The 20,927-nt window shown below is 57.6% G+C and carries 18 protein-coding genes; 9 read left to right on the top strand and 9 right to left on the bottom strand.

Going from position 1 to position 20,927, the window contains the following annotated elements:
- Positions 1–96 precede the first annotated feature (96 nt).
- Positions 97–1,941, top strand: a complete 1,845-nt coding sequence (locus tag AAGQ96_RS10400) for a glycoside hydrolase family 15 protein (protein ID WP_342755462.1) — start codon at positions 97–99, stop codon at positions 1,939–1,941.
- On the top strand, positions 1,941–4,115 hold the full coding sequence (locus AAGQ96_RS10395; RefSeq protein ID WP_342755461.1) for a glycoside hydrolase family 3 C-terminal domain-containing protein: 2,175 nt from the start codon (positions 1,941–1,943) through the stop codon (positions 4,113–4,115). Before AAGQ96_RS10400 ends, AAGQ96_RS10395 begins: the two co-directional genes overlap by 1 nt.
- Before the next feature lie 85 nt (positions 4,116–4,200).
- Here the strand turns inward: AAGQ96_RS10395 and AAGQ96_RS10390 are convergent, their stop codons facing one another.
- Positions 4,201–4,659, bottom strand: a complete 459-nt coding sequence (locus AAGQ96_RS10390) for an Exc2 family lipoprotein (protein WP_342755460.1) — start codon at positions 4,657–4,659, stop codon at positions 4,201–4,203.
- A gap of 334 nt (positions 4,660–4,993) precedes the next feature.
- Here AAGQ96_RS10390 and AAGQ96_RS10385 point away from each other — a divergent pair, with 334 nt between their 5' ends.
- Entirely contained in the window at positions 4,994–5,944 is a 951-nt protein-coding gene (locus AAGQ96_RS10385; protein WP_342755459.1) for a sulfonate ABC transporter substrate-binding protein, read from the top strand.
- A 190-nt stretch (positions 5,945–6,134) separates the two neighbouring features.
- Here the strand turns inward: AAGQ96_RS10385 and AAGQ96_RS10380 are convergent, their stop codons facing one another.
- Genes AAGQ96_RS10380 through AAGQ96_RS10355 form a run of 6 tightly spaced genes read right to left on the bottom strand, consistent with a single transcriptional unit; the run spans position 6,135 to position 13,498 of the window.
- Positions 6,135–7,739: an ABC transporter ATP-binding protein gene (locus AAGQ96_RS10380; RefSeq protein ID WP_342755458.1), complete on the bottom strand. Its 1,605-nt coding sequence runs from the start codon at positions 7,737–7,739 to the stop codon at positions 6,135–6,137.
- Positions 7,736–8,569, bottom strand: a complete 834-nt coding sequence (locus AAGQ96_RS10375) for an ABC transporter permease (protein WP_342755457.1) — start codon at positions 8,567–8,569, stop codon at positions 7,736–7,738. Before AAGQ96_RS10375 ends, AAGQ96_RS10380 begins: the two co-directional genes overlap by 4 nt.
- Positions 8,569–9,546, bottom strand: coding sequence for an ABC transporter permease (locus AAGQ96_RS10370; RefSeq protein WP_342755456.1), 978 nt, complete (start codon positions 9,544–9,546; stop codon positions 8,569–8,571). The genes AAGQ96_RS10375 and AAGQ96_RS10370 overlap by 1 nt, the downstream gene beginning before the upstream one ends.
- A 2-nt stretch (positions 9,547–9,548) precedes the next feature.
- A complete protein-coding gene (locus AAGQ96_RS10365; RefSeq protein WP_342755455.1) occupies positions 9,549–11,162 on the bottom strand; it encodes an ABC transporter substrate-binding protein in 1,614 nt (537 codons plus the stop codon).
- Between the two features lie 12 nt (positions 11,163–11,174).
- Positions 11,175–12,503, bottom strand: a complete 1,329-nt coding sequence (locus AAGQ96_RS10360) for an LLM class flavin-dependent oxidoreductase (protein WP_147197785.1) — start codon at positions 12,501–12,503, stop codon at positions 11,175–11,177.
- Entirely contained in the window at positions 12,500–13,498 is a 999-nt protein-coding gene (locus AAGQ96_RS10355; RefSeq protein WP_342755454.1) for an MsnO8 family LLM class oxidoreductase, read from the bottom strand. The genes AAGQ96_RS10360 and AAGQ96_RS10355 overlap by 4 nt, the downstream gene beginning before the upstream one ends.
- A 234-nt stretch (positions 13,499–13,732) precedes the next feature.
- On the opposite strand from AAGQ96_RS10355, the gene AAGQ96_RS10350 reads away from it, so the two are divergent.
- The 6 genes from AAGQ96_RS10350 to AAGQ96_RS10325 are packed head-to-tail and all read left to right on the top strand — an operon-like array spanning position 13,733 to position 18,968.
- Positions 13,733–14,656: an ABC transporter substrate-binding protein gene (locus AAGQ96_RS10350; protein WP_147197781.1), complete on the top strand. Its 924-nt coding sequence runs from the start codon at positions 13,733–13,735 to the stop codon at positions 14,654–14,656.
- Positions 14,657–14,671: 15 nt separating this feature from the next.
- Complete coding sequence (locus tag AAGQ96_RS10345) at positions 14,672–15,181, top strand: GNAT family N-acetyltransferase (protein ID WP_147197779.1); 510 nt, start codon at positions 14,672–14,674, stop codon at positions 15,179–15,181.
- A 9-nt stretch (positions 15,182–15,190) separates the two neighbouring features.
- Positions 15,191–16,114 (top strand): amino acid ABC transporter permease, encoded by a 924-nt coding sequence (locus tag AAGQ96_RS10340; protein WP_147197777.1) that lies wholly within the window; start codon positions 15,191–15,193, stop codon positions 16,112–16,114.
- A gap of 18 nt (positions 16,115–16,132) precedes the next feature.
- The gene (locus AAGQ96_RS10335) at positions 16,133–16,954 is read left to right on the top strand and encodes an amino acid ABC transporter ATP-binding protein (RefSeq protein ID WP_147197775.1); all 822 of its coding nucleotides are present in this window, start codon (positions 16,133–16,135) and stop codon (positions 16,952–16,954) included.
- 8 nt (positions 16,955–16,962) lie between these two features.
- Entirely contained in the window at positions 16,963–18,114 is a 1,152-nt protein-coding gene (locus AAGQ96_RS10330; RefSeq protein WP_147197773.1) for an amidohydrolase, read from the top strand.
- Between the two features lie 14 nt (positions 18,115–18,128).
- Entirely contained in the window at positions 18,129–18,968 is an 840-nt protein-coding gene (locus tag AAGQ96_RS10325; RefSeq protein ID WP_342755453.1) for a VOC family protein, read from the top strand.
- A 45-nt stretch (positions 18,969–19,013) separates the two neighbouring features.
- On the opposite strand, the gene AAGQ96_RS10320 is transcribed toward AAGQ96_RS10325, so the two are convergent.
- Together AAGQ96_RS10320 and AAGQ96_RS10315 are read right to left on the bottom strand one after the other, a co-directional pair.
- A complete protein-coding gene (locus AAGQ96_RS10320; RefSeq protein ID WP_342755452.1) occupies positions 19,014–20,063 on the bottom strand; it encodes a cysteine synthase family protein in 1,050 nt (349 codons plus the stop codon).
- A 14-nt stretch (positions 20,064–20,077) separates the two neighbouring features.
- Positions 20,078–20,860 carry an ABC transporter ATP-binding protein gene (locus AAGQ96_RS10315; RefSeq protein WP_342755451.1) on the bottom strand — a complete coding sequence of 261 codons (783 nt, stop codon included), beginning with the start codon at positions 20,858–20,860 and terminating at the stop codon, positions 20,078–20,080.
- Between the last annotated feature and the right edge of the window lie 67 nt (positions 20,861–20,927).

Here is a 20,927-nt window from a genome sequence, read left to right as displayed (position 1 = left end):
CAACCTAATTTCCCTCACGAGTGTTGCTGTCGTCCGCATCGTGGCGCGCCTGCTGGGGTTAAAAGGGCAACTCCCGTTCTGCACAAAGGATGTCTGGTGGATAACAAAACATACCGTTCCCCCGTTCGTGAAAAAGGCTTTGTCGGCCTGGGTGATTACGCTGCCATCGGCGAAGGACGCTCTGTTGCGCTGATTGCGCCTGACGGTTCAATTGACTGGTGGTGTGCGCCAAATCTGGATTCGCCGCCGCTGTTCGATCGTATTCTGGATGCGCAGATTGGCGGTTTTTTCCAGATTGAGCCGGTGGGCGAGTATCAGGTACAGCGACACTATCGCGAAGACAGTAATGTACTGGAAACCTGTTATAAAACCGACAGCGGTTCGGTGCGGCTAACGGAGTCACTTAACAGCTCGCTGGCGGGCCGACTGCCCTGGAGCGAGCTGGCACGCCGTATTGAAGGCCTGGACGGTTCTGTTGAACTCAAACTTCACCTGCGCCTTGGCACCATGGCGGAAACCCGTTCTCCCTGGCTGGCTGATACCCAACAGGGCACGGTCTTTCATATTGGCGATTTGATGGCAATGCTGAAAAGCAGCGATGACGTGACAATGACGCATTTCAGCGATGAAGCAATCTCCGGGCGGCTGACCACATCGCCTGGCTCGCAGTCGTTGATCGCCCTGCTCGCCAGCGAAAAAGAGCCGCTGGCCGTACCGAGCCTTGCGGCTATTAACGATCGGATTGAAACCAGCCATATTGCCTGGCGCGACTGGGTACATCATCTGAGCTATGACGGTAAGTACCCGCTGCACGTCAAGCGCTCGGCGCTGGCGCTGAAGTTTTTGTGGTATTCACCTACCGGCGCGTTAGCGGCGGCGGCGACCACCTCCTTACCCGAAGGCCTGGGCGGCGAAAAAAACTATGATTACCGCTACGCCTGGGTACGCGACGCCTGCCTGATCATTAAGGCTTTTGTCTATCTGGGGGCGCTGGAAGATTGTAAAGCGGCATTTTCCTGGCTTACGCGCACCATTATTCGTCACGGTGTTAAGCTACGAGCCTGCTATACGCTGGAAGGCGATATCGTTCCCGAGGAGCGTTATTTACCGCTGAGCGGCTACTGCAATTCCCAGCCGGTTCGTGTCGGAAACAACGCGCGCGACCAGGTGCAGCTCAGTATGTATGGCGACATGCTCGCAACTGCACAGCTGTTCATTGAAGCCGGGCACGTGCTGGATATCGCCACTTCCCGCATGCTGGGCGAGCTGGCGAACTGCTGCGCGGACAGCTGGCGACAAAAGGATTCCGGCATTTGGGAACTGCCAGATGAGCAGCACTACACCCATTCGAAAATGGCCTGCTGGCTGGCGCTGGATCGGGCGGTCGCCATGGCGGACGGCAAGCATATCGAACCCACCTGGGTAGCCCGCTGGAGACGTGAGCGCGATCGTATTCGCGACTGGATTGAAGAATTTTGCTGGTCGGATAAGAAACAGGCCTATCTGTTCTATGTCGGCAGCGAGGATCGGCTCGATGCCTCGCTGGCGCTGGTTCATCACTACGGCAACACGGTAAATCCTCAGCGTATGTTGTCAACTTATCAGGCGATCCGCCATGAACTGGGCCACGACAGCGCCATGCTTTATCGCTACAGCAACGTCGAGGAAGAGGAAAGCACCTTTGTTGCCTGCTCGTTCTGGCTGGCAGAAGCGCTGGCTGCAATGGGCGAAACCGGGCAGGCAGAGCAGGCGATGGAGGAGATCCTTGAATGCCTGTGCAACCGCGGCAACGTGGAAACCTTTAACGAGATGTTTGATGTCAGAACCGGCAGCTGGCGTGGCAATCTGCCCCAAGGCCTGAGCCATTTGGCCTTAATCTGTGCCGCTCAGGCGCTGTCACACCCCAAACAAACCGAAGATGCTAACGCGGAGGGAACCTGATGAAATATTGCTGGCAACAACCTGGCCTGTCTGCCGATCGGCAGGCAGAAATCGTATTGGCCGAGATGACGGAAGATGAAAAATACGCCTGGCTTTCCGGGCCGATGGCGATCCCACTGGGCGATGAGCCTTTGCCGGAAGGCGCTATCGGTTCCGCCGCTTTTTATCCCGGCATTCCGCGCCTGGGCATTCCCGCTATGCAGCAGTCCGACGCGAGCCTGGGCATTACCGCATTGGGCAATGTCCGTCCCGGCGATAATGCCACCGCCCTGCCTTCCAGCCTGCTGCTCGCCTCCACCTTTAATCCAGACATGGCCGAACGCAGCGGAAAAATGGTAGGTCGCGAGGCCTTTGCTAAAGGATTTAACGTTCAGCTGGCTGGCGGCGCGAATGTGATCCGCGAACCGCGAGGCGGCCGTAACTTTGAATATCTCTCTGAAGATCCGCTGCTAACCGGCGTGATGGCCGGCCATTCGGTGCTCGGCATACAGTCACAACACGTGGTCTCAACCGTTAAACACTTTGCGGTCAATGCTCAGGAAACGGGCCGCGTAGTGGTCAGTTCAGATCTGGATGAGGCCGCAATGCGCGAGTCGGACCTGCTGGCATTCGAAATAGCCATTGATACGGGTAAACCCGGTGCTGTGATGCCCGGCTATAACCTTGTTAACGGTGAATGGGCCTCCGAAAACGCGTTTCTGCTCAATAAAGTGCTGAAAGGCGACTGGCGCTATCCCGGGTGGGTCATGTCCGACTGGGGAGCGACCCATTCTGCGGCCAAAGCGGCCCTTGCCGGGCTTGATGTGCAGTCAGGTGCCAATCTTGACCAGCAGGCCTGGTTCGATCGCCCTCTGCGTGAAGCCGTTGCGGCCGGTATTGTGCCGCAAGGCCGAATTGACGATATGGTGCGGCGCATTTTACGCAGCCTGTTTGCAGTGGGGGCAATTGAACATCCGGCGCAGCCGGGCGGTGATATTGATTATATGGCTCACCGCCTGGTGGCCCAGCGTGAGGCGGAACAGGGAATTGTGCTGCTGAAAAACCGTCATAGCCTGTTGCCGCTGAAGAAAGGCGCGAAACGGCTGCTGGTGGTCGGTGCACATGCTGACCAGGGCGTACTGGCCGGCGGCGGTTCATCGGCGGTGACGCCGGTTGGCAGCCTGCGGTTGCCGGGCATTGATTTTATGGGCATTGCCACGGACAAAGTTTACCAGCCTTCCCCACCGCTACATGCTATCCGCGCCGAGTCAGGTGCCGCCTCAGTCGATTTTCATAGCGGTGAGGATATTGCCAGCGCGGTGGAACAGGCCCGTGATGCCGATGCGGTTATTGTCTTTGCTGAAGAGTGGCGTTCAGAAGCCCTGGATGCGCAGGGGCTGGCGTTAGACGATAAGCAAAATCAGCTGATCGCGGCGCTGGCGGCAAGCCATCAACAGGTCATTGTGGTGCTGGAGACAGGTGGCGCGGTGACGCTGCCGTGGCTTGACGATGTGGCTGCCGTGCTGCAAGCCTGGTATCCGGGCTCGGGCGGCGGCGAAGCCATTGCCGGTGTGTTATTTGGTCGGGTCAACCCATCGGGTCGCCTGCCGGTGAGCTTTCCCCTGCATGAACAACAGCTGCCACAGCCTTCGCAGATCGATCCGCAAACAACCACCTCGCTGCCCGGCGTCCCGGTTAAAGGCGATATTTTGCATATCGACTATAACGTCGAAGGTTCCGACGTGGGCTACCGCTGGTATGCCCGCACCAGGCAAAAACCGCTGTTGCCGTTCGGCTATGGGCTGAGCTATACCACCTTTAGCAGCAGCCATCTCAGCGCATCACGGCAGGGTGCAGGCATCGAAGTCTCGCTCGACGTGACCAATACTGGCGACAGGCCAGGGGCTGAGGTCGTGCAGATTTACATTCAGCCGGTGAATAAGGCTTACGTGCCGCGGCTGGCGGCTTTTGCCCGTGTTGAACTGGCCGCGGGAGAAAGTCGCCAGGTCACGCTGATGCTGGAACCTAAAGTTATCGCCTGCTGGCACAGCGAGAGCGGGCAATGGGTGATTGCCGGAGGCGAGTATGAAATAGCCGCAGGCCGTCATGCGGCCGAATTTATGCTGACCTGCACGCTCGTTTTACCCGAACAGCGGTTTGGCCGTCAACGCCAGCCGAAAACGACGTCGGCTTAAGGTTCCGGCGATCTGAACCTCACCCGCTACGACCGGTAATTAATGCGCGAGTCGTAGCGGTAATGGCCATCGCCCGGCCTGCTGCTTACGGGCGCCCCTCATAGCCGTCCCGGTAGCTGGCCGCCATAGCATCCAGCATAATCTTTGGGGCTTTTTCGGGTCGATCGGCCTCATAAACCTTGCCGACGAAGAGCGACCGTATCTGCCCCAGAGCAGGATTTTCTGCATTGCGCAGCGCCTCCCTGTTCGCTTCGGCCTGAAGACGCGTGACCCCTTTTTGACGGTCGTCCACCCCGCGTTGCCAGGCCTGTTGTAAACAGGGGCGAAGCCCCTTAGCCGTATCCGTTATGTTTAAACGAAATGCGGGATCGAATTTGCTGGCCGCCAGCTGATGTGCAGCATGGTTAGCCTGTCGATCGACACTGGTTAATTGACCGGCGCAGGCGCTGAGCAGAAAGACAAATAACGCCGCAGAAAACCGAAAAACTACGTTCATGATTAATTCTTCCTTGAAAACGAATAAAGTGAATAAAGCCGGGCGCATTATCCTGTTCCCCGAAAAAATGGCGAGTTATTTTTACTTTTTCCTGAAAGCATCTCACAATAATTATTTTTATTATGCCTACCCTCTGCGCATATAAAGTTACGATAACAATTTACATAAACATGTAATAACCGGTTAGCATACTGATGCGGGATATAAAACAACCCTCACCATTAAATGAAAATCAGCTTTCTATAATTTCACAAACAATTGAAAAAAAAACTGACCGACCCACTATGCTTTTTTTCGCTAACCATAGAATTTTTACTCGCTAAGCTGAAGCCCGCCAGTTTGCTATGTTGCGCAGACAGCACCTTAACTATGGGATAAAACAGTGAAAAAAACCCTTTTCAGCAGCCTTATCGCGACAGCGATTTTAGTCACAAGCCAGGCGGCCATGGCGGAGAATGCGCCAAAAACGGTCAATATCGGTTACCAGAAAGCCAATATCTTTGCTCTGCTGAAATATCGCGGCACGCTGGATGACGATTTTAAAAAACAGGGCATCGCCGTACGCTGGGTAGAATTTCCTGCTGGCCCGCAAATGCTGGAAGGATTAAACGTCGGCAGTATCGATCTGGCTGCAACCGGCGATGCGCCCCCGGCCTTTGCCCAGGCCGCGAAAGCCGATTTGGTCTATCTGGCGCATTCACCGGCTAATCCAAAAACGGAAGCCATCGTGGTGCCGGAAAATTCCACGATTAAAAACGTAGCCGATTTAAAAGGCAAACGCGTGGCGTTGAATAAAGGATCAGATGTGAATTATTTACTGGTCAGCGCGCTGGAAAAAGCGGGCCTGAGCTATAAAGATATCACGCCGGTTTATCTGCCGCCCGCTGATGCCCGCGCGGCTTTTCAGCGTGGCGCGGTTGATGCCTGGGTAATCTGGGATCCTTACTACGCCGAGGTGGAAACCAATGCTAAAGCGCGGCTGGTGAAAAATGCCGAAGGCCTGGTACCGCACTACACCTTCTATCTTGCCAGCCGTAAGTTCGCGGAAACCTGGCCGGAGACGGCGAAAAAGGTGGTGGATGAACTGGGCAGCCTGAGCGACTGGGCGAATAAAAATCCGGCTGAGACGGCGAAGATCCTCTCTACCTCGACCGGTTTGCCTCAACCCATCTGGCAGCGGGCGCTGGCACGAATGCCGTTTGGCGCTGAACGCATGACGCCGGAGGTGTTCAAAGAGCAGCAGGCTCTGGCCGACAAATTTAGCCAGATTGGGCTGTTGCCGGTAAAAGTTGACGTCAGTAGCGCCACCTGGTCACTTGATAAAAAACAGTAACGGCATCGGCAGGATTACCCTGCCGTACAGACTGCTAACGAACTCAAAGCGCGAGGAACATGAGCCTGGAACAAAGCGTCCTGGGCCATGGACGGCCCAGGCCGAGCTGGCACGGATGCCGCTTTTTGCGTCTTTGTGGAAGACTCATGTTCCTCGCGCCAGCACGGTGTAAACGAATTCTGCGGCAAAATCACCCTGCCACTTTTTTATATCCGTTCGCGCCCGGAACATGTGAAAGCAGCTGGCGGGTATAATCCGCGCCCGGTGAGGTAAAGATCTGCTGCGCTGCACCCTGCTCAACCACCTTTCCCTGCTGCATTATCACCACGTAATCCGAGATCTGCCGCACCACCGCCAGGTCATGAGAGATAAACAGATAGGTCAGGCCGTGCTCGCGCTGTAAGCGTTCTAACAGCTGGAGGATCTGCGCCTGCACCGCCACATCCAGCGCGGACACGGGCTCATCAAGGATCACCAGGTCCGGCGAAATCGCCAGCGCCCGGGCAATCGCTACGCGCTGGCGCTGGCCGCCGGATAACGTCCCGGGACGGCTGTTCAGCAGGCTTACCGGCAGCTCCACGGCCGTCAGCAGTTCTGCCGCCCGCTCACGCTGGCGCTGGCGATTGCCGCATCTGAACGCCCGTAGCGGTTCGGTAATAATCTCCTCCAGCGTCATTTTTGGGTTAAGCGAAGCGAACGGATTTTGCCACACCAGCTGTACCCGACGGCGAAACTCAGGGCGCTGAAAAGCGGCAAGCGAGGTGAACGCGACATCGTCAAAAATCACCTGCCCGGCATCTGACGCTTCCAGCCCCATCAGCATACGCACCGTGGTGGATTTCCCCGAGCCGGATTCACCGACCAGACTGGTTGTGCCGCCACGCAGGACAGGAAATGAGATATCATCCACCGCAGGAAAACGGCGGCCATCTTTCAGCGGAAAATGCCGGACCAGATTTTGCGCCTGCATCAGCGGCCTCGAGACCAGCGGTTTACGCCAGGGAACGGTTAAGAATGCCGGAGAGGCGTCCAGCAAGCGGCGAGTATAAGGATGCCGCGTCTGATGCAGCAGGCTGCCAGGCGTGCCGCTTTCCACCAGTCGTCCTTCATGCATCACCAGTATCCGGTCGGCCCGCTCCAGCGCAATATTCAGATCGTGGGTAATCAGCAGCATCGCTATTCCCTTGCTTTCCACCACCGCATCCAGCGTATCCAGCACCTGTTTCTGCACGCTGACATCCAGCGCGCTGGTCGGCTCATCGGCAATAATCAGTTTCGGGTGATGGCACAGGGCCATCGCCAGCAAAATCCGCTGCCGCATCCCGCCTGAAAGCTGATGAGGATAGCTGGCAACGATCCGCGAGGCATCACGCAAACCGACATCAGCCAGCAGCCCCGGCACTCGCTGCTCCGCATCGCGACGGGTCACACCGTGCAGCGTCAGCGCTTCAATCATCTGTTTGCCGATGCTTTGGATCGGATCCAGCGCCTGGGCCGGATCCTGCGGCACGAAGCCGATTTCCACGCCTCGCAGCTGCTGCCACTGGCGCTGGCTGGCATTTTCCAGCGCCTGGCCGTTAAAGCGAATATGTCCGGCGTGGCGGGTTTTCCCCTTCAGCAACCCAACCAGCGCCGCAGCGGTGGTCGACTTGCCGGAGCCGGAGCCGCCGACAAGGGCTATTACCTCGCCGGGATCAACGGTGAAACTCAATGATTTCACCGCGTGGATAGCTTCCCCCTGACGGGAAAAGTAGTCCACCGACAGCGCCGCCACATCTAATAAGGGTTGGGTCATGGCTCCTCCACCCTGTCCTGAATAAAACCGGCCAGACGGTTGGTCGCCAGCACGGTAAGCACAATGGTCAGCCCCGGCAAGGTGGTATACCACCACGCAGCGGCAATATAGTTGCGGCCTTCGGCAATCAGCAGTCCCCATTCCGGCTGGGGCGGCGGCGCGCCAAAACCCAGAAAGCTCAGGGCGGAGACGGAGAGCAGCGCAAACCCCAATTCAAGGGCTGCCAGCGACAGTACCGGTGCCAGCGCATGCGGTAAAATATGGCGGCGTATAATTGTCAAATGCCCCACGCCACCGACTCTCGCCGCCTCAACAAACAGATGAGTGCGGCTACGCAATACCTCTCCCCGTGACAGTCTGGCAAAAGTCGCCACGGAAGAAAGCCCGACGGCGATAGCAATATGTAACGTGCCGAAACCGAGTACGGTGATAATCGCCATCGCCAGCAGCAGATTAGGTACGGCCATCAGAATATCGATGACGCGCATAAAGATGCTGTCGACCCGGCCGCCGGTATATCCCGCCAGCACGCCCATCAGCGTACCGACAAACAGCGCAATCGCGGTGGAAAACAGCGTCGCCTGTAGCGTGAGCGCCGTACCAAATACGCTGCGGCTGTAGAGATCTCTTCCCAAATGATCGGTGCCGAACCAGTGCGCGGCGGAAGGTGCCTGCAAGGCCTGCACAGGATCGCCTGCCAGCGGGCTTTGCCCGGTAAACCAGCCGGGAAACAGCGCCCATAATGCCACCAGCAGCAGCAGGCCAACGCTGAGCCACAGGCTCAGTGCAAAAGGACGGCTTAGCGGCTTGACGGTTAGGGTTTCACTCATCAGCGTTCTCCCGTCGCAAGGCGTGGATCGAGCAGAGGATAGATCGCATCGGTGATAAAATTCACCACGACAAAAACCGTGGCCGCCGTCAATACCACGCCCTGTACCAGGGGAATATCCTGGGCAGAAACGGCGCCTTCAGCGAGCCGCCCCAGCCCTTCGCGCGAGAAAATCGTTTCGGTAATCACCGCGCCCGCCAGCAGATGACCAAACACCATGCCGGACAGCGTCAGTAACGGAATGGCCGCATTCGGCAAGACGTGACGCCAGAGCAAGCGGGCTGTTCCCGCGCCTTTCAGGCGCAGCGCATCGATAAAAGGTCGCCGCCAGACCTCTGCCAGTGAACGACTCATGACCTGAGCGAGGGTGGCTGCGGTAGGGATTGCCAGCGTCAGCGTCGGCAGCACCAGCGACTGCCAGCCACGGTTTCCCATGGCCGGGAGCCAGGCATGGCTGAACGAAAAAAGCTGTAGCAACAGTAAACCTGACCAGAAGGTCGGCAGCGCCGCACCCAGTGAAGGCAGCGCAAGCAGCATCGATTTAATTCTCCCGGACGGCAAGACGCTGGTACCCGCTGCCAGACCACCGCCGACAATAAGCGCCACGACCAGCGCGCAGACCGCCAGCAGTAAGGTCGCCGGCAGCGCCTGAATAATTAAATCAGTGACGTTGTCACCGCTGATAATCGATTTGCCAAGATCCAGATGCAGCAGATCCCACAGCGCCAGCAAATATTGCTGCCAGACAGGCAGATCGAGATGATACTGCGCCTTAAGCGCGGCGACCTGAGCCGCGTCAACGGTACTCTGTTCGCCCTGATTCAGCATGATAGTCACCGGATCGGCAGGCAGAATATACAGGATGAAAAAAGTCAGGCTCCAGGCTGCCCACAGTACGCCGATGCCCTGCAACGCACGCTTCAGGGAAGCCGGGAGCCGACGGCGGCTCTTCGGCGTGGCGAGCAAGAGATCGTTCATTTTTACTCCTTCGCCGTAAGCCAGGTGTCATAAAGCTGGAAGCGGGAGGAAGCATCAAAATGAAAACCCCGCACGTTCTGCCCGGTCGCGATCACCGTTGCCAGCTCCACCAGCGGGATGGCGTTGCCTTCTGCAATCAGCTGTTTCGCCGCCTGAGTAACGTAATCCTGCCGCTGTGCCTTCTCCAGCGTTTCGCTGGACTGCAACAGCAGCCGATCGACCTCTGCGGGCTGGCGATGATTAACATTGCGTCCGCCAGCGTCAAAAACCGTTCGCAGCACGTCGGGATCGGAGCGGGTCAGATTGTAGAAGTCAACCGGCAGCTTGCCGCCCGCCTGCCTCGCCACGACCTGGCTGATAGGCGCTTTTTCCAGTTGCAGATCGATCCCCACCTGATGCAGCTGCTGCTGCACGACCTCAATAAACGGTGCCGACTGCCAGTAGCTGATACGGAAACTCAGGCGCTGACCGTTTTTGCTACGAATGCCATCCGCGCCGCGCCGCCAGCCATTCTCTTCCAACAGTTTTTCAGCCGCCTGCGGGTTGTAACCCAGATCGGCACTGAGATCCTGATAAAGCGGCGTGGTTTTTGCCAGCACCGAGGTCGCCGCCGACTGATAGCGCGAAAGCACCGGCTTCAGCGCCTGGCGATCGATAGCCAGGTTTAACGCCTGACGCAGCGGTGCTTCAGCCATCAGCGGCGTGGACTGATTAGGGAACAGGCTGTAAACCAGCCCGGGATTGGTGCGGGCGATAAGGTGAATATTTTTCGCCAGCAGCAGCGCTTCGTCCTGCGGCGTGACGCCAACGTTAACATCCAGCTGACGTGAAATCAGGCTGCCGAACCGTACGCCGCTCTCCGGGATCACGCGATATTCCACGCTATCCAGGTAGCTTTCGCCCTGATGTTTTGCCAGTGACGACGGCCACTGATAACCGTTCCGCCGGACGAGATCCACTTTCTGATTATGCACAAACTGTTTCAGCACAAACGGCCCGGTACCTGCCAGCGATCCCTGACAGCGCGCTTCGGCCGGGGCGGCCACGGTACTGGGGGCGAAGAACCCCAAACTCATGGTGGAGGTCGCCTGTAAAAACTGCGCATTCGGCTGCTGAAAGGTGATGACCACCGTTTGCGCGTCCGGGGTATCAATCTGCTTCAGCCCCTTCAGATAGGTTGACGCCAGTGAAGCACGCGCACCCAACTTCACAATAGCGTTAAAATTATCTTTAACGGACTGTGAGGTAAACGGCGTGCCGTCGCTAAAGGTGACGTTGTCACGAAGAGTAAAGGTAAACCGCCGGTTGCCTTCGTCAATTTGCCATTTTGTCGCTAACCACGGCACGATATTGCCCGTTTGTGGATCCTGATCGGTCAGGGAATCGGTCAACTGGCGACCAATATTCAGCGAATTATTGTTACCTGCCTGCTGCGGATCGAGACAATTTGGGTCGGTATCAATCGCTATCAGCAAATTGCCGCCTTTTTGTGCGGCGGCTTTTGCCGGAACGGCAGGTGCTTCGCTGGCGGCTTGATCGCATCCTGCCAGCAGACCGCTCACCAGTAAGGCCAGCAAAGGGCGACGCAGCGTCGCCCGAGTTAAGGTAACAGGCAAGATTAGCTCCTTTTATTTGCCTGCCAGCGCGGCAGTACGAACCGGCTGCGCATAGCGACTGACTTTGAAAGGGATACCGAGTCTGCCACGCAGCGTGGTTTCCTTTGAGGGCTGCCAGTAGCCACGTTCAGCCAGCAGTGGCAGAACGTAGCGGGTGAAATCGTCCAGCGCTTCTACCAGCACCGGCCCGCTGATGATAAAGCCGCTCGCGCCGCCCTCTTCAACCCAGCGGATCAGCGCGCTGGCGACCTGTTCCGGCGTGCCGAAAAATTCGCCGCGGGGAAGCGCAGTTTCATAAGCGATCTGCCGCAGGGTAATCGGCTCCTCTTTTGCCCGGCGCTTAATCGCATCCGTGGTGGAACGGAAGGTGTTTTGGCCCAGATCGCCCAGCTCCGGGAAAGGCCCGTTCGGGTCGTACTGGCTAAAATCGTGGTGGTCGAAGAAACGTCCCAAATAGGCCAGTACATCTTCCAGAGACAGCAGCGAGAGCAGATGCTGATATTTCGCCTCGGCCTCTTCTGCCGTTTTGCCGACAATCGGGCTGATGCCGGGGAAGATCGCTACCGGCTGGCGATGATTTTCCGCAACCGAGGCCTGAAGTTTGTCTGAGTAGGTCTTCGCCTCTTCCAGCGTCCGGGCGTTGGTAAACACCGCATCCGCGGATTTTCCTGCCAGACCGATACCGGTATCCGATGCGCCAGCCTGGAAGATCACCGGCTGCCCCTGCGGAGAACGTTGAATATTCAACGGCCCCTCCACCGAGAAAAACGCCCCGTGATGGTTGAGCTTGTGCAGCTTGGACGCATCGAAAAAGACGCCGCTTTCACGATCGCGCACAAAAGCGTCGTCTTCCCAGGAATCCCACAGGCCCTGCACCACATCGATATATTCTTCGGCGATTTTGTAACGCAGCGAATGGTCAGGATGCGCTTTGCCAAAGTTTTTGGCGGAACCTTCCAGTGGCGATGTCACTACGTTCCATCCGGCACGGCCTCCGCTGATGTTATCCAGCGTGGCGAGCTGGCGGGCGACGGTAAAGGGATCGCTGTAGGAAGTCGAAATCGTTCCGGCCAGGCCAATTTGGTGCGTCACCGAAGCCAGCGCCGAGAGCAGCGCAATCGGCTCAAAGCGGTTGAGGAAATGCGGTAACGATTTTTCATTAATATGCAATCCGTCAGCAACAAACAGAAAATCGAAACCGGCGTTTTCTGCCCGCTGCGCCAGATCGGTGAAATAGCGGAAATTGACGCTGGCATCTGCCGGTGCGCTGGTATGACGCCAGGAATTCATATGGCCGCCTGCGCCGTGCAGCATCAGGCCGAACTTAATTTGAGTGCTCATCCGTTCTCCTTAATTCGCTGGTCAGCCAGCAACGTGATTGAACGCAGGCGCTGACCAACATCGGTCAGTGGCGTATGCAGAATAAATTCGTCAACGTTCAGCCGCTGACTAAGCGCGGTCAGTCGCTGATGGATATGGTCGGCGGTGCCGTGCAGGACGTTTACGGTTTGTTTCTCGATGCGGTGCTCGCTGGCAGCCGACTGGCGGACAAAGGCTTCGGCCTGTTCCAGCGTGCCGACGGTGACGTGTTTGTCGCCGAGCGTGACGCGATAATTGTGCTGTTGGGCCACCAGCTCAGCGGCCTGGTGCTGCGTCTCTGCCGCCACGGCCGCAAGGCTGATGAGCGCCTTGCCTTTGCCGGCCGCGTATTCGTGATAGGTAAGTACGGCTTCCTGCATCGCCTGTTCGTTGGTATTGATAAAACCGGCAAAAACAAAATGCCAGCCGAGCGAGGCGGCGAGTCGAGCGCTTTCAGGGCTGGCGCCCAGTAAAAAGCGCTGCGGCGCAATCGCCGGGGCGGGTAAGGCGCGTGCACTGTCGCCGCCAGCGGGTTCGGTCGCTGAAGTCAGATAATGGGTCAGTTGCTTTAGCTGAGCCGGGAAATCTTCATTATGTCCGGCCCGCGCGCCCTGCAAGGCTTTAGTGGACAGCGGCAGGCCGCCCGGCGCTTTGCCAACGCCGATATCGACCCGATCGGGTGCCAGCGCGGCCAGCAGATGAAAATTTTCCGCCACTTTATACGGGCTGTAGTGCTGCAACATCACGCCGCCAGACCCGATGCGCAGCCGCGAGGTGTGTGCCAGTAGCCAGGCGACCAGCACTTCCGGGGAGCTGCCTGCCAGCCGGTCGCTGTCGTGATGTTCGGACACCCACAGACGGTGATAGCCCAGTCTTTCCGCTTCACGGGCAAAATTCAGCGTGGCACTCAGCGCGGCCTCCGGCGTTTGTCCCTCTTCTGCCGGACTTTGATCTAATAAACTCAGGCGATAACCCATGGCAACGTTCCTCATAATCCTGTTTATAAGGAGAATTTCATATCTCGCTGCCGCGGCTAAATATTAAATTTCACTTAGCATTGTTGGAAATAACAAAATACGTAGCGTAAAAATAAAGCCGAAAAGTTTTCTCTGGTAATTGTTATTTCCCCCTATGGTTATTTGTTTTTGTTGTTTTACTTAAGCCTGCGCATCCTGAATAGTGCAATCAATTCACCGCAGGGATAAAAATAAATGATGCATAGCAATCGCTTAACCACGTTAACACTGCTGCTGGGGCTGAGTGCCAGCGTGCAGGCAGCACCCGGTATCGACCTGATCGCTAACGAAAAACCGATTCATACACCACAAAGTGATAAAGCGAAATCGCTGATCCCGGCTAATTTTAAATTTGTTACGCCCGGCACGCTGACCGTCGCTACCGCAGTTTTGGGGAGCGCCCCGCCGTTTGGCCTGTTCGCCCGGGATAATAAAACCGTTATTGGTAGTGAAGCGGATATGGCCCGCCTGGTCGCCGACGGGCTGGGATTAAAAGTGAAAATCGTTCCCGCCTCATGGGAAGACTGGCCGCTTGGCGTCGCCTCCGGGAAATACGATGCGGCGATTTACAATATTACCGTGACCAAAGAACGCAAGGCCCGTTTTGATTTTGCCACCTACCGTCAGGATACGCTGGGCTTTTATGTTAAGAGCAACAGCAAAATAAGCAAAATAGCGTCGGCACCCGATATTGCGGGCAAGCGCATTATTGTTGGTTCCGGCACCAATCAGGAAGCGATCCTGCTGCAATGGGATAAAGAAAATCAGGCCAAAGGCCTTCCCGCCGTGCAGCCGCTTTACGTGACCGACGACGCCGCCGCGACGCTGGCGATCCAGTCGGGCCGCGCCGATGCCACCTTTGGCCCCAACGTCACCGGCGCGTATAAAGCCAAACTGACCGGCACCACCCGGCTGGCGGGGACGGTGGCGGGCGGCTGGCCGAAAACCGCTAACGTCGCCGTTACGCTGAAAAAAGGTAACGGTTTAGTCAATGCCGTACAGGCCTCGCTTGACAGCGCTATTGCCAGCGGTAGCTATCTGCAAGTGCTGGATCGCTGGGGCGAGTCGGTTGAAAAAATTGATCATTCCGAAATTAACCCGCCGGGCCTTGGCGACTGATAACGGGAGAAGCTGATGATTGAAGAAACCTTTGTCCATACCCGCCCGGACGATCCGCTGATTGAGCCGATCATTGAAGGGCTGTTTGCCGAATATCGCGCCCGCTACGGCGACTATTTCGGCGAACAGGAAGAGGAGCCGCTGGACTATTATGCGCCGCCGGACGGCGCATTTATCGTCCTGCTACGCCATGAAACGCCAATTGCTATGGGTGCATTCAAGCGTTACGACGCCCAGACTGCCGAACTGAAACGCATCTGGACGCACCCCAGTATGCGGCGGCAGGGGCTGGCGCAGAAGGTGCTGCTGGAGCTGGAGCGGCTGGCCGCGTTGCAGGGCTATAGCGATCTGTTTTTGACCACCGGTTTCCGTCAGCCTGAAGCGGTACGGCTTTATCTGGCGCAGGGCTATCTGCCGCAGTTCGATCCGCTGGCGGATCCGGAGATCTATTCGCGGCCGCCCTATGATGGTCGCCTGCCCTTTATTAAAACGTTGCTCACCCAGCCCGTTCAGCGCAGCGCATAGGAGTACGCGATGACCTTTAAAACCCTGTCCCGGCCACAGATCGCCAGCCAGCATCACGCCCGGCTCACTGTCGTTCCGGCTCGCTACCCTTTACGGCTGCTCGGGGCACTGTTCTCCCTGTTTATTCTGCTGGGCATTATTGAGTCCGTCGCCACCAATCCACGCTGGGAATGGCAGGTCTTTGCCCAGTGGTTCTTTGACCCAACCATTCTTGGCGGGTTGGGAAGAACGCTGCTGCTGACGCTGCTGGGCACGGTGTTTGGCTGCGTTATCGGGACCGGTCTGGCGCTGGCAAGGCTGTCGAAATCCTGGCTGCTGAACGCGCTCGCCTGGGGATACATCTGGCTTTTCCGTTCCCTGCCGCTGCTGCTGGTGCTGATCATCCTCTACAACTTCTCGTATCTGTACGACAACCTGTCGGTGGGGATCCCGTTCACTTCCCTGACCTTCTTCAGCTATTCCACTACCGACCTGCTGGATCAGTTTTCCGTTGCGGTATTGGGGCTGTCGCTGGTGCAGGCGGCTTACACCGCGGAAATCATTCGTGGGGGTATTGCCGGTGTGGATCATGGTCAGTATGAAGCGGCTGCCGCGCTGGGTTTACCGCCTTCGCGCCGGACCTTTCGCATTATTCTGCCGCAGGCGTTACGGGCGATTTTACCCACCGGTTTCAACGAGGTCATCAGCCTCGCTAAAGGCACCTCGATTGTTTACGTGCTGTCGATGCCTGAACTGTTTTATACCGTGCAGGTGCTTTACAACCGCACGCAGCAGGTGATCCCGCTGCTGATGGTGGCCAGCGTCTGGTATCTGCTGATTACCACCGTGCTCTCCGTCATTCAGCACTACGTCGAGCGTTATTTCTCACGGGGTGTCCTGCGCCAGTCCTCCCCTGGCCGGTTCGCTTTTTTCCGCCGTACTGCACGCGCGTAATTTCTGAGGAACTCTCTGATGTCTGAAGCTTTTGAACTCTATCCGCAGCACCGCGATGTCCGTCCGCTTCCAGAGACCCGTCAGGGCCGGATCGATATCAGCAATATCAGCAAACGCTATGGTGCCTTTACCGCGCTGGATAACGTCAGTCTGACGATTGAGCCCGGAACGGTTAACGTCATTCTCGGGCCTTCTGGCTCCGGCAAATCTACCCTGCTGCGCACGATAAATCATCTTGAGCGGGTGGATGAAGGATTTATCCAAATCGACGGCGAGTATGTCGGCTACCGGCAAAAAGGCGACCGCCTGTATGAGCTGAAAGAGCGGGCAATCCTTAAACAGCGTATTCAGGTTGGCTATGTTTTCCAAAGCTTTAACCTCTTCCCACATCTGACCGTGCTGGACAACATCATTGAAGCCCCCGTGGTGCATGGTCTTTTCACCCGCAAACAGGCAATCGAACGGGCTTATGACCTGCTGGATACCGTTGGGCTGCGAGATAAAGCGCTGGCCTGGCCGCGTCAGCTTTCCGGCGGTCAGCAACAGCGCATCGCGATTGCCCGCGCGCTGGCGTTGAATCCGAAAGTGATGCTGTTCGACGAACCCACGTCGGCGCTGGACCCGGAACTGGTGGGCGAAGTGCTGGAGGTGATTAAAAAGCTGGCGAAGTCGGGCGTGACGCTGGTGGTGGTCACGCATGAAATCGGCTTTGCCCGCCAGGTAGCCGATCGGGTGGTGTTTATGGTTGACGGCAAAATTGTGGAATCGGGCAGCGCCGAGCAGGTGCTGACCCGGCCCGCGCATCACCGTACCCAACGCTTCCTGGAACGGGTCATTTAGGAGAGAAGATGAATTTTGACAGTCAACTGATTGCCTGGCGGCGTGAACTGCACCAGCATCCTGAACTCTCCGGCGAAGAGTTTGCTACCACGGCGCGGATCCGCCAGTGGCTGGAACAGCAGGCTATCCGCGAAATCGATTACGGGCTGAAAACCGGCGTGGTGGCAGAAATTGGCAGCGGCGAGGCGCTGATTGCCTTGCGGGCCGATATCGACGCGCTGCCGATTGAAGAAGCGACCGACCGCCCTTTTCGCTCGTCCACCGCTGGCGTGATGCACGCCTGCGGCCACGATTTGCACAGCTCGGTCATGCTGGGCGCGGCACAATTGCTGAAGGCGAAAGAAAAGCAGCTGGCCGGCCGTGTGCGCCTGCTGTTTCAGCCCGCTGAAGAGATTTTTACCGGGGCGAATCAGCTGTTAGAAGCTGGCGTATTGCAAGGCGTGCAGGCGATATTCGGTATGCATAACGCACCGGAATACCCGCTCGGCACGCTAAGAACCCGCGGCGGCGCTTTTTATGCCAATGTCGATCGTTTTACCCTCCGCGTTACCGGCAAAGGCGCGCATGCCGCCCGCCCCCAGGAAGGTGTGGATGCGATTGTGGTTGCCAGCAGCATTGTCACCGCACTGCAAACGCTGCCCAGCCGGACTTACAGCTCGCTGGAGTCGGTGGTGGTCAGCGTTGCCCGCATCAGCGGGGGGAATACGTGGAACGTGCTGCCGCAAACGGTAGAATTGGAAGGCACAGTCCGCACCCATAACGATCGGATTCGCCAGCAAATCCCGCAAAAAATCCGCCAGATCATTGACGGCGTTTCGGCGGCGCTGGGTGCCCAGGCGGAACTTATCTGGCAACCCGGCCCACCTGCGCTGGTTAACACGCCAGCATGGGCGACGTTCTGCCTGGATGTTGCCACCGACAGCGGTTACCGTGCTGAACGGGCAGAGCTGCAAATGGGCGGCGAAGATTTTGCGTTTTATTTGCAGCAGATCCCTGGCGCTTTTGTCAGTATCGGCAGCGCCAGCCCGTTTGGCCTGCACCATCCCGGTTTTGATCCTGACGAGGCGCTGCTGGCTCCAGCCGCCCGTTACTTCAGCCAGCTGGCGGAGCGCGCGCTGGCTAATATCACGGCACAAACACGGCAAACGACATCAGTCTGACTCGGGAGAGATCTATGTCTGCACTCGCACCTGTTCTCGATCATGCGGTCATTAACGTGGCCGATCGGCTTGATGAAGCCGCCACGCTGTTTCGCCGCCTTGGCTTTCAGTTAACGGCGCGCGGAAACCATTCTCTCGGCTCCAGCAATCATCTCGCCGTGCTGGGTGAAAACTATCTCGAACTGTTGGGTTATGAGCCAGGGGCGGCGGATCTACGTAAAGCTATCTGGACTTCACCGCCCGGCCTGAACGGCCTGGTGTGGAAAACGCAGAACGCCGATGAAGTCTGGCAGCATCTGCGCGAGCGGGGCCTGGAAAGCGATCAACCTGAGCAATTTTATCGTCCGGTAACGCTTCCCGACGGGCAGGAGAAACAGGCTCGATTTTGCACCGTGCGGTTGAAAAACGGCGCGGTCGCTAACGGCCGCAGCTTTTTTTGCCAGCATCTGACGCCCGATGCTGTCTGGCAGCATGCGTGGCAACGCCATCCCAACGGCGCGGCAAATATTACCGATTTTGTTATCGCCGCCAGCGACCCCTTCTTCGCCGCCGAGGTTTACAGCCAGCTGTTTGGCGCAGAGTGGATTAAGCGTACCGAAGGCGGCGCAGAGCTGGCTGCCGGCGTGGCCAGAGTACGTTTTCTAAAGCCGGAAGCGGTACTGGCGGAATATGGCTCGCTGCCCGGTGATTTTGACGGGTCTCCCCGCATGGCAGCGCTTGGCATTCGCACCACTTCTGCTGAAAGATTGCGGGTAAGCCTGATGGCGGGTGATATTCCCTTCACGCCGGTTAATGGCGCCTGTCAGGTGAAGGCGGAACATGCGTTCAACCTGGCGCTGCGGTTCTGGTGCTAGCCAGCAAGCCCGGCAGCAAAAAGCGGCCGGGCAAGCGTGGCAGATTCAGCCAACAGGTTCAGGCTGCGCGTGGCGTAATAGCGCCGCGTTTTTAAGCGCTTCAGGGGTGACAGTCGGATCGAACAACCCGGTGGAAAGATAGGTCAGGCCGCTGTCGGCAAGAATAGCGACGATGCGTTTACCGGCATTTTCCGGCCGGCGGGCAATCTCCCGAGCGGCATACAGCACCGCGCCGGAAGACTCCCCCACCAGCACCCCATCGGAAACCGCCACCTCACGTGCAGTCGCCACCGCCTGCCAGCTTTCGACCGCAAAAGCCTCGTCGCACAGCTCCCGATCCAGCGTCAGCGGTACGCGTTCAGGCAACACGTGGCTGAAGGCATGCACGCCGGTTATCTCTCGCGTGTCGGGATTGTCGATATCAGGAATCGAATATTCGCCCGGCTCCACGCCAATCAGCCGGATAGCCGGGTTTTGTTCTTTCAGGTAGCGGCCGGTGCCGGAAAGCGTGCCGCCCGTGCCAACCGAGGCGACTAACAGATCGATGTCTCCTGCCGTTTGCTGCCAGATCTCGGGGCCGGTGGTCCGATAATGTGTCTGGGGATTTGCCGGATTCGTCAGCTGTCCGGTAAAGCAAATATTCGGCTCTTTCAGGATCACATTTTCAGCCAGCCAGCCCGCAGCAGCGACGAAATCCCCATCGCTTTCCTCAATGATTTTGTCGAATCCTGGCACCTGGCTGAAGGGAATAATCTCTGCGCCAAACGCCTGAAGTACGGCAAAGCGCTCCGCGCTTAATTTGTCATGCAGATAGACGCGAAACTTGTAACCTTTAGCCGCGGCAATCGCTGCCAGTCCGATGCCGGTATTGCCGCTGGTGGTGTCAACCAGCGTCATACCCGGTTTCAAACGGCCATCGCGCTCCGCCTCTTCCACCATCCCCAGCGCAATGCGGTCTTTTATACTGTGGTTGGGATTAAAATATTCCAGCTTGGCGATCAGTTCCGCCGGTAACTGAAACTGCCGGATAAAACCGTTCAGACGTAATAAAGGCGTCTGCCCCACCAGCTCATTAAGGCCATTGTGAATTGTCATTATGCGCTCCTGGCTCAGGATTCTGCTCCGAGCAGTTCCAGCGCCTGAGTACGTAGCTGGATCAGTCGGGGATCGTCACGGCGTCGCGGCCAGGGCAGCGATACCTGAATAGTTTCGATAATTCGCGCCGGACGCGGGCTGAATATCACCACGCGATCGGCCATCAGTAACGCTTCTTCCACGTCATGCGTTACCATTAGCGCGCTGAACTGCTGGTCACGCCACAGCGCCACCAGTTCCTGCTGCATCCTGATGCGGGTTAGCGAATCGAGCTTGCCGAGCGGCTCATCCAGAATCAGCAGTCTCGGCCGGTTTACCAGCGCCCTGGCCAGCGCGGCACGCTGCGCCATCCCGCCAGAAAGCTGATGCGGCCAGGCGTTGGCGAACTGACTCAGGCCCACTTTTTGCAGGATGCGATCGACGCGCTGCCGCCCTTCATCGGTTATTTTGCCGCGGGTTTCCAGCCCGAGCGCCACGTTGCGCCAGACGCTGCGCCATGGGTACAGCGTCGGGTCCTGAAAGACCACGACCCGGCTGGGATCCGGGCCATGCAGCGCGCTACCGTCTTCGGTGATTTCACCTGCCGCGGGTGCTTCCAGCCCGGCAACCAGGCGCAGCAGCGTTGATTTACCGCAGCCAGAAGGCCCCAGCAGCGCCACAAACTCGCCCGGCTGCACCTGGAGAGAGACGTTATCCAGCACCGGCAATGTTTTTCCCTCCAGATAGAAGGCGTGGCTGACGTTATTAATTTCCAGCGCCAGACCGGTAGCCGGACTGAGCGTTTCCGCAACTGACATAATTCACCCTTCTGGTCGGTACTTTTCTTCAATATTTAACAAACACCGATAAAGGTAAATAAACAAT

It is taken from the genome of Pantoea sp. MBD-2R, assembly GCF_039134845.1.
Lineage (GTDB): Bacteria > Pseudomonadota > Gammaproteobacteria > Enterobacterales > Enterobacteriaceae > Erwinia.
The sequence above is the reverse complement of the archived record's forward strand: the minus strand, read 5'-3'. Positions and strand labels throughout refer to the sequence as shown.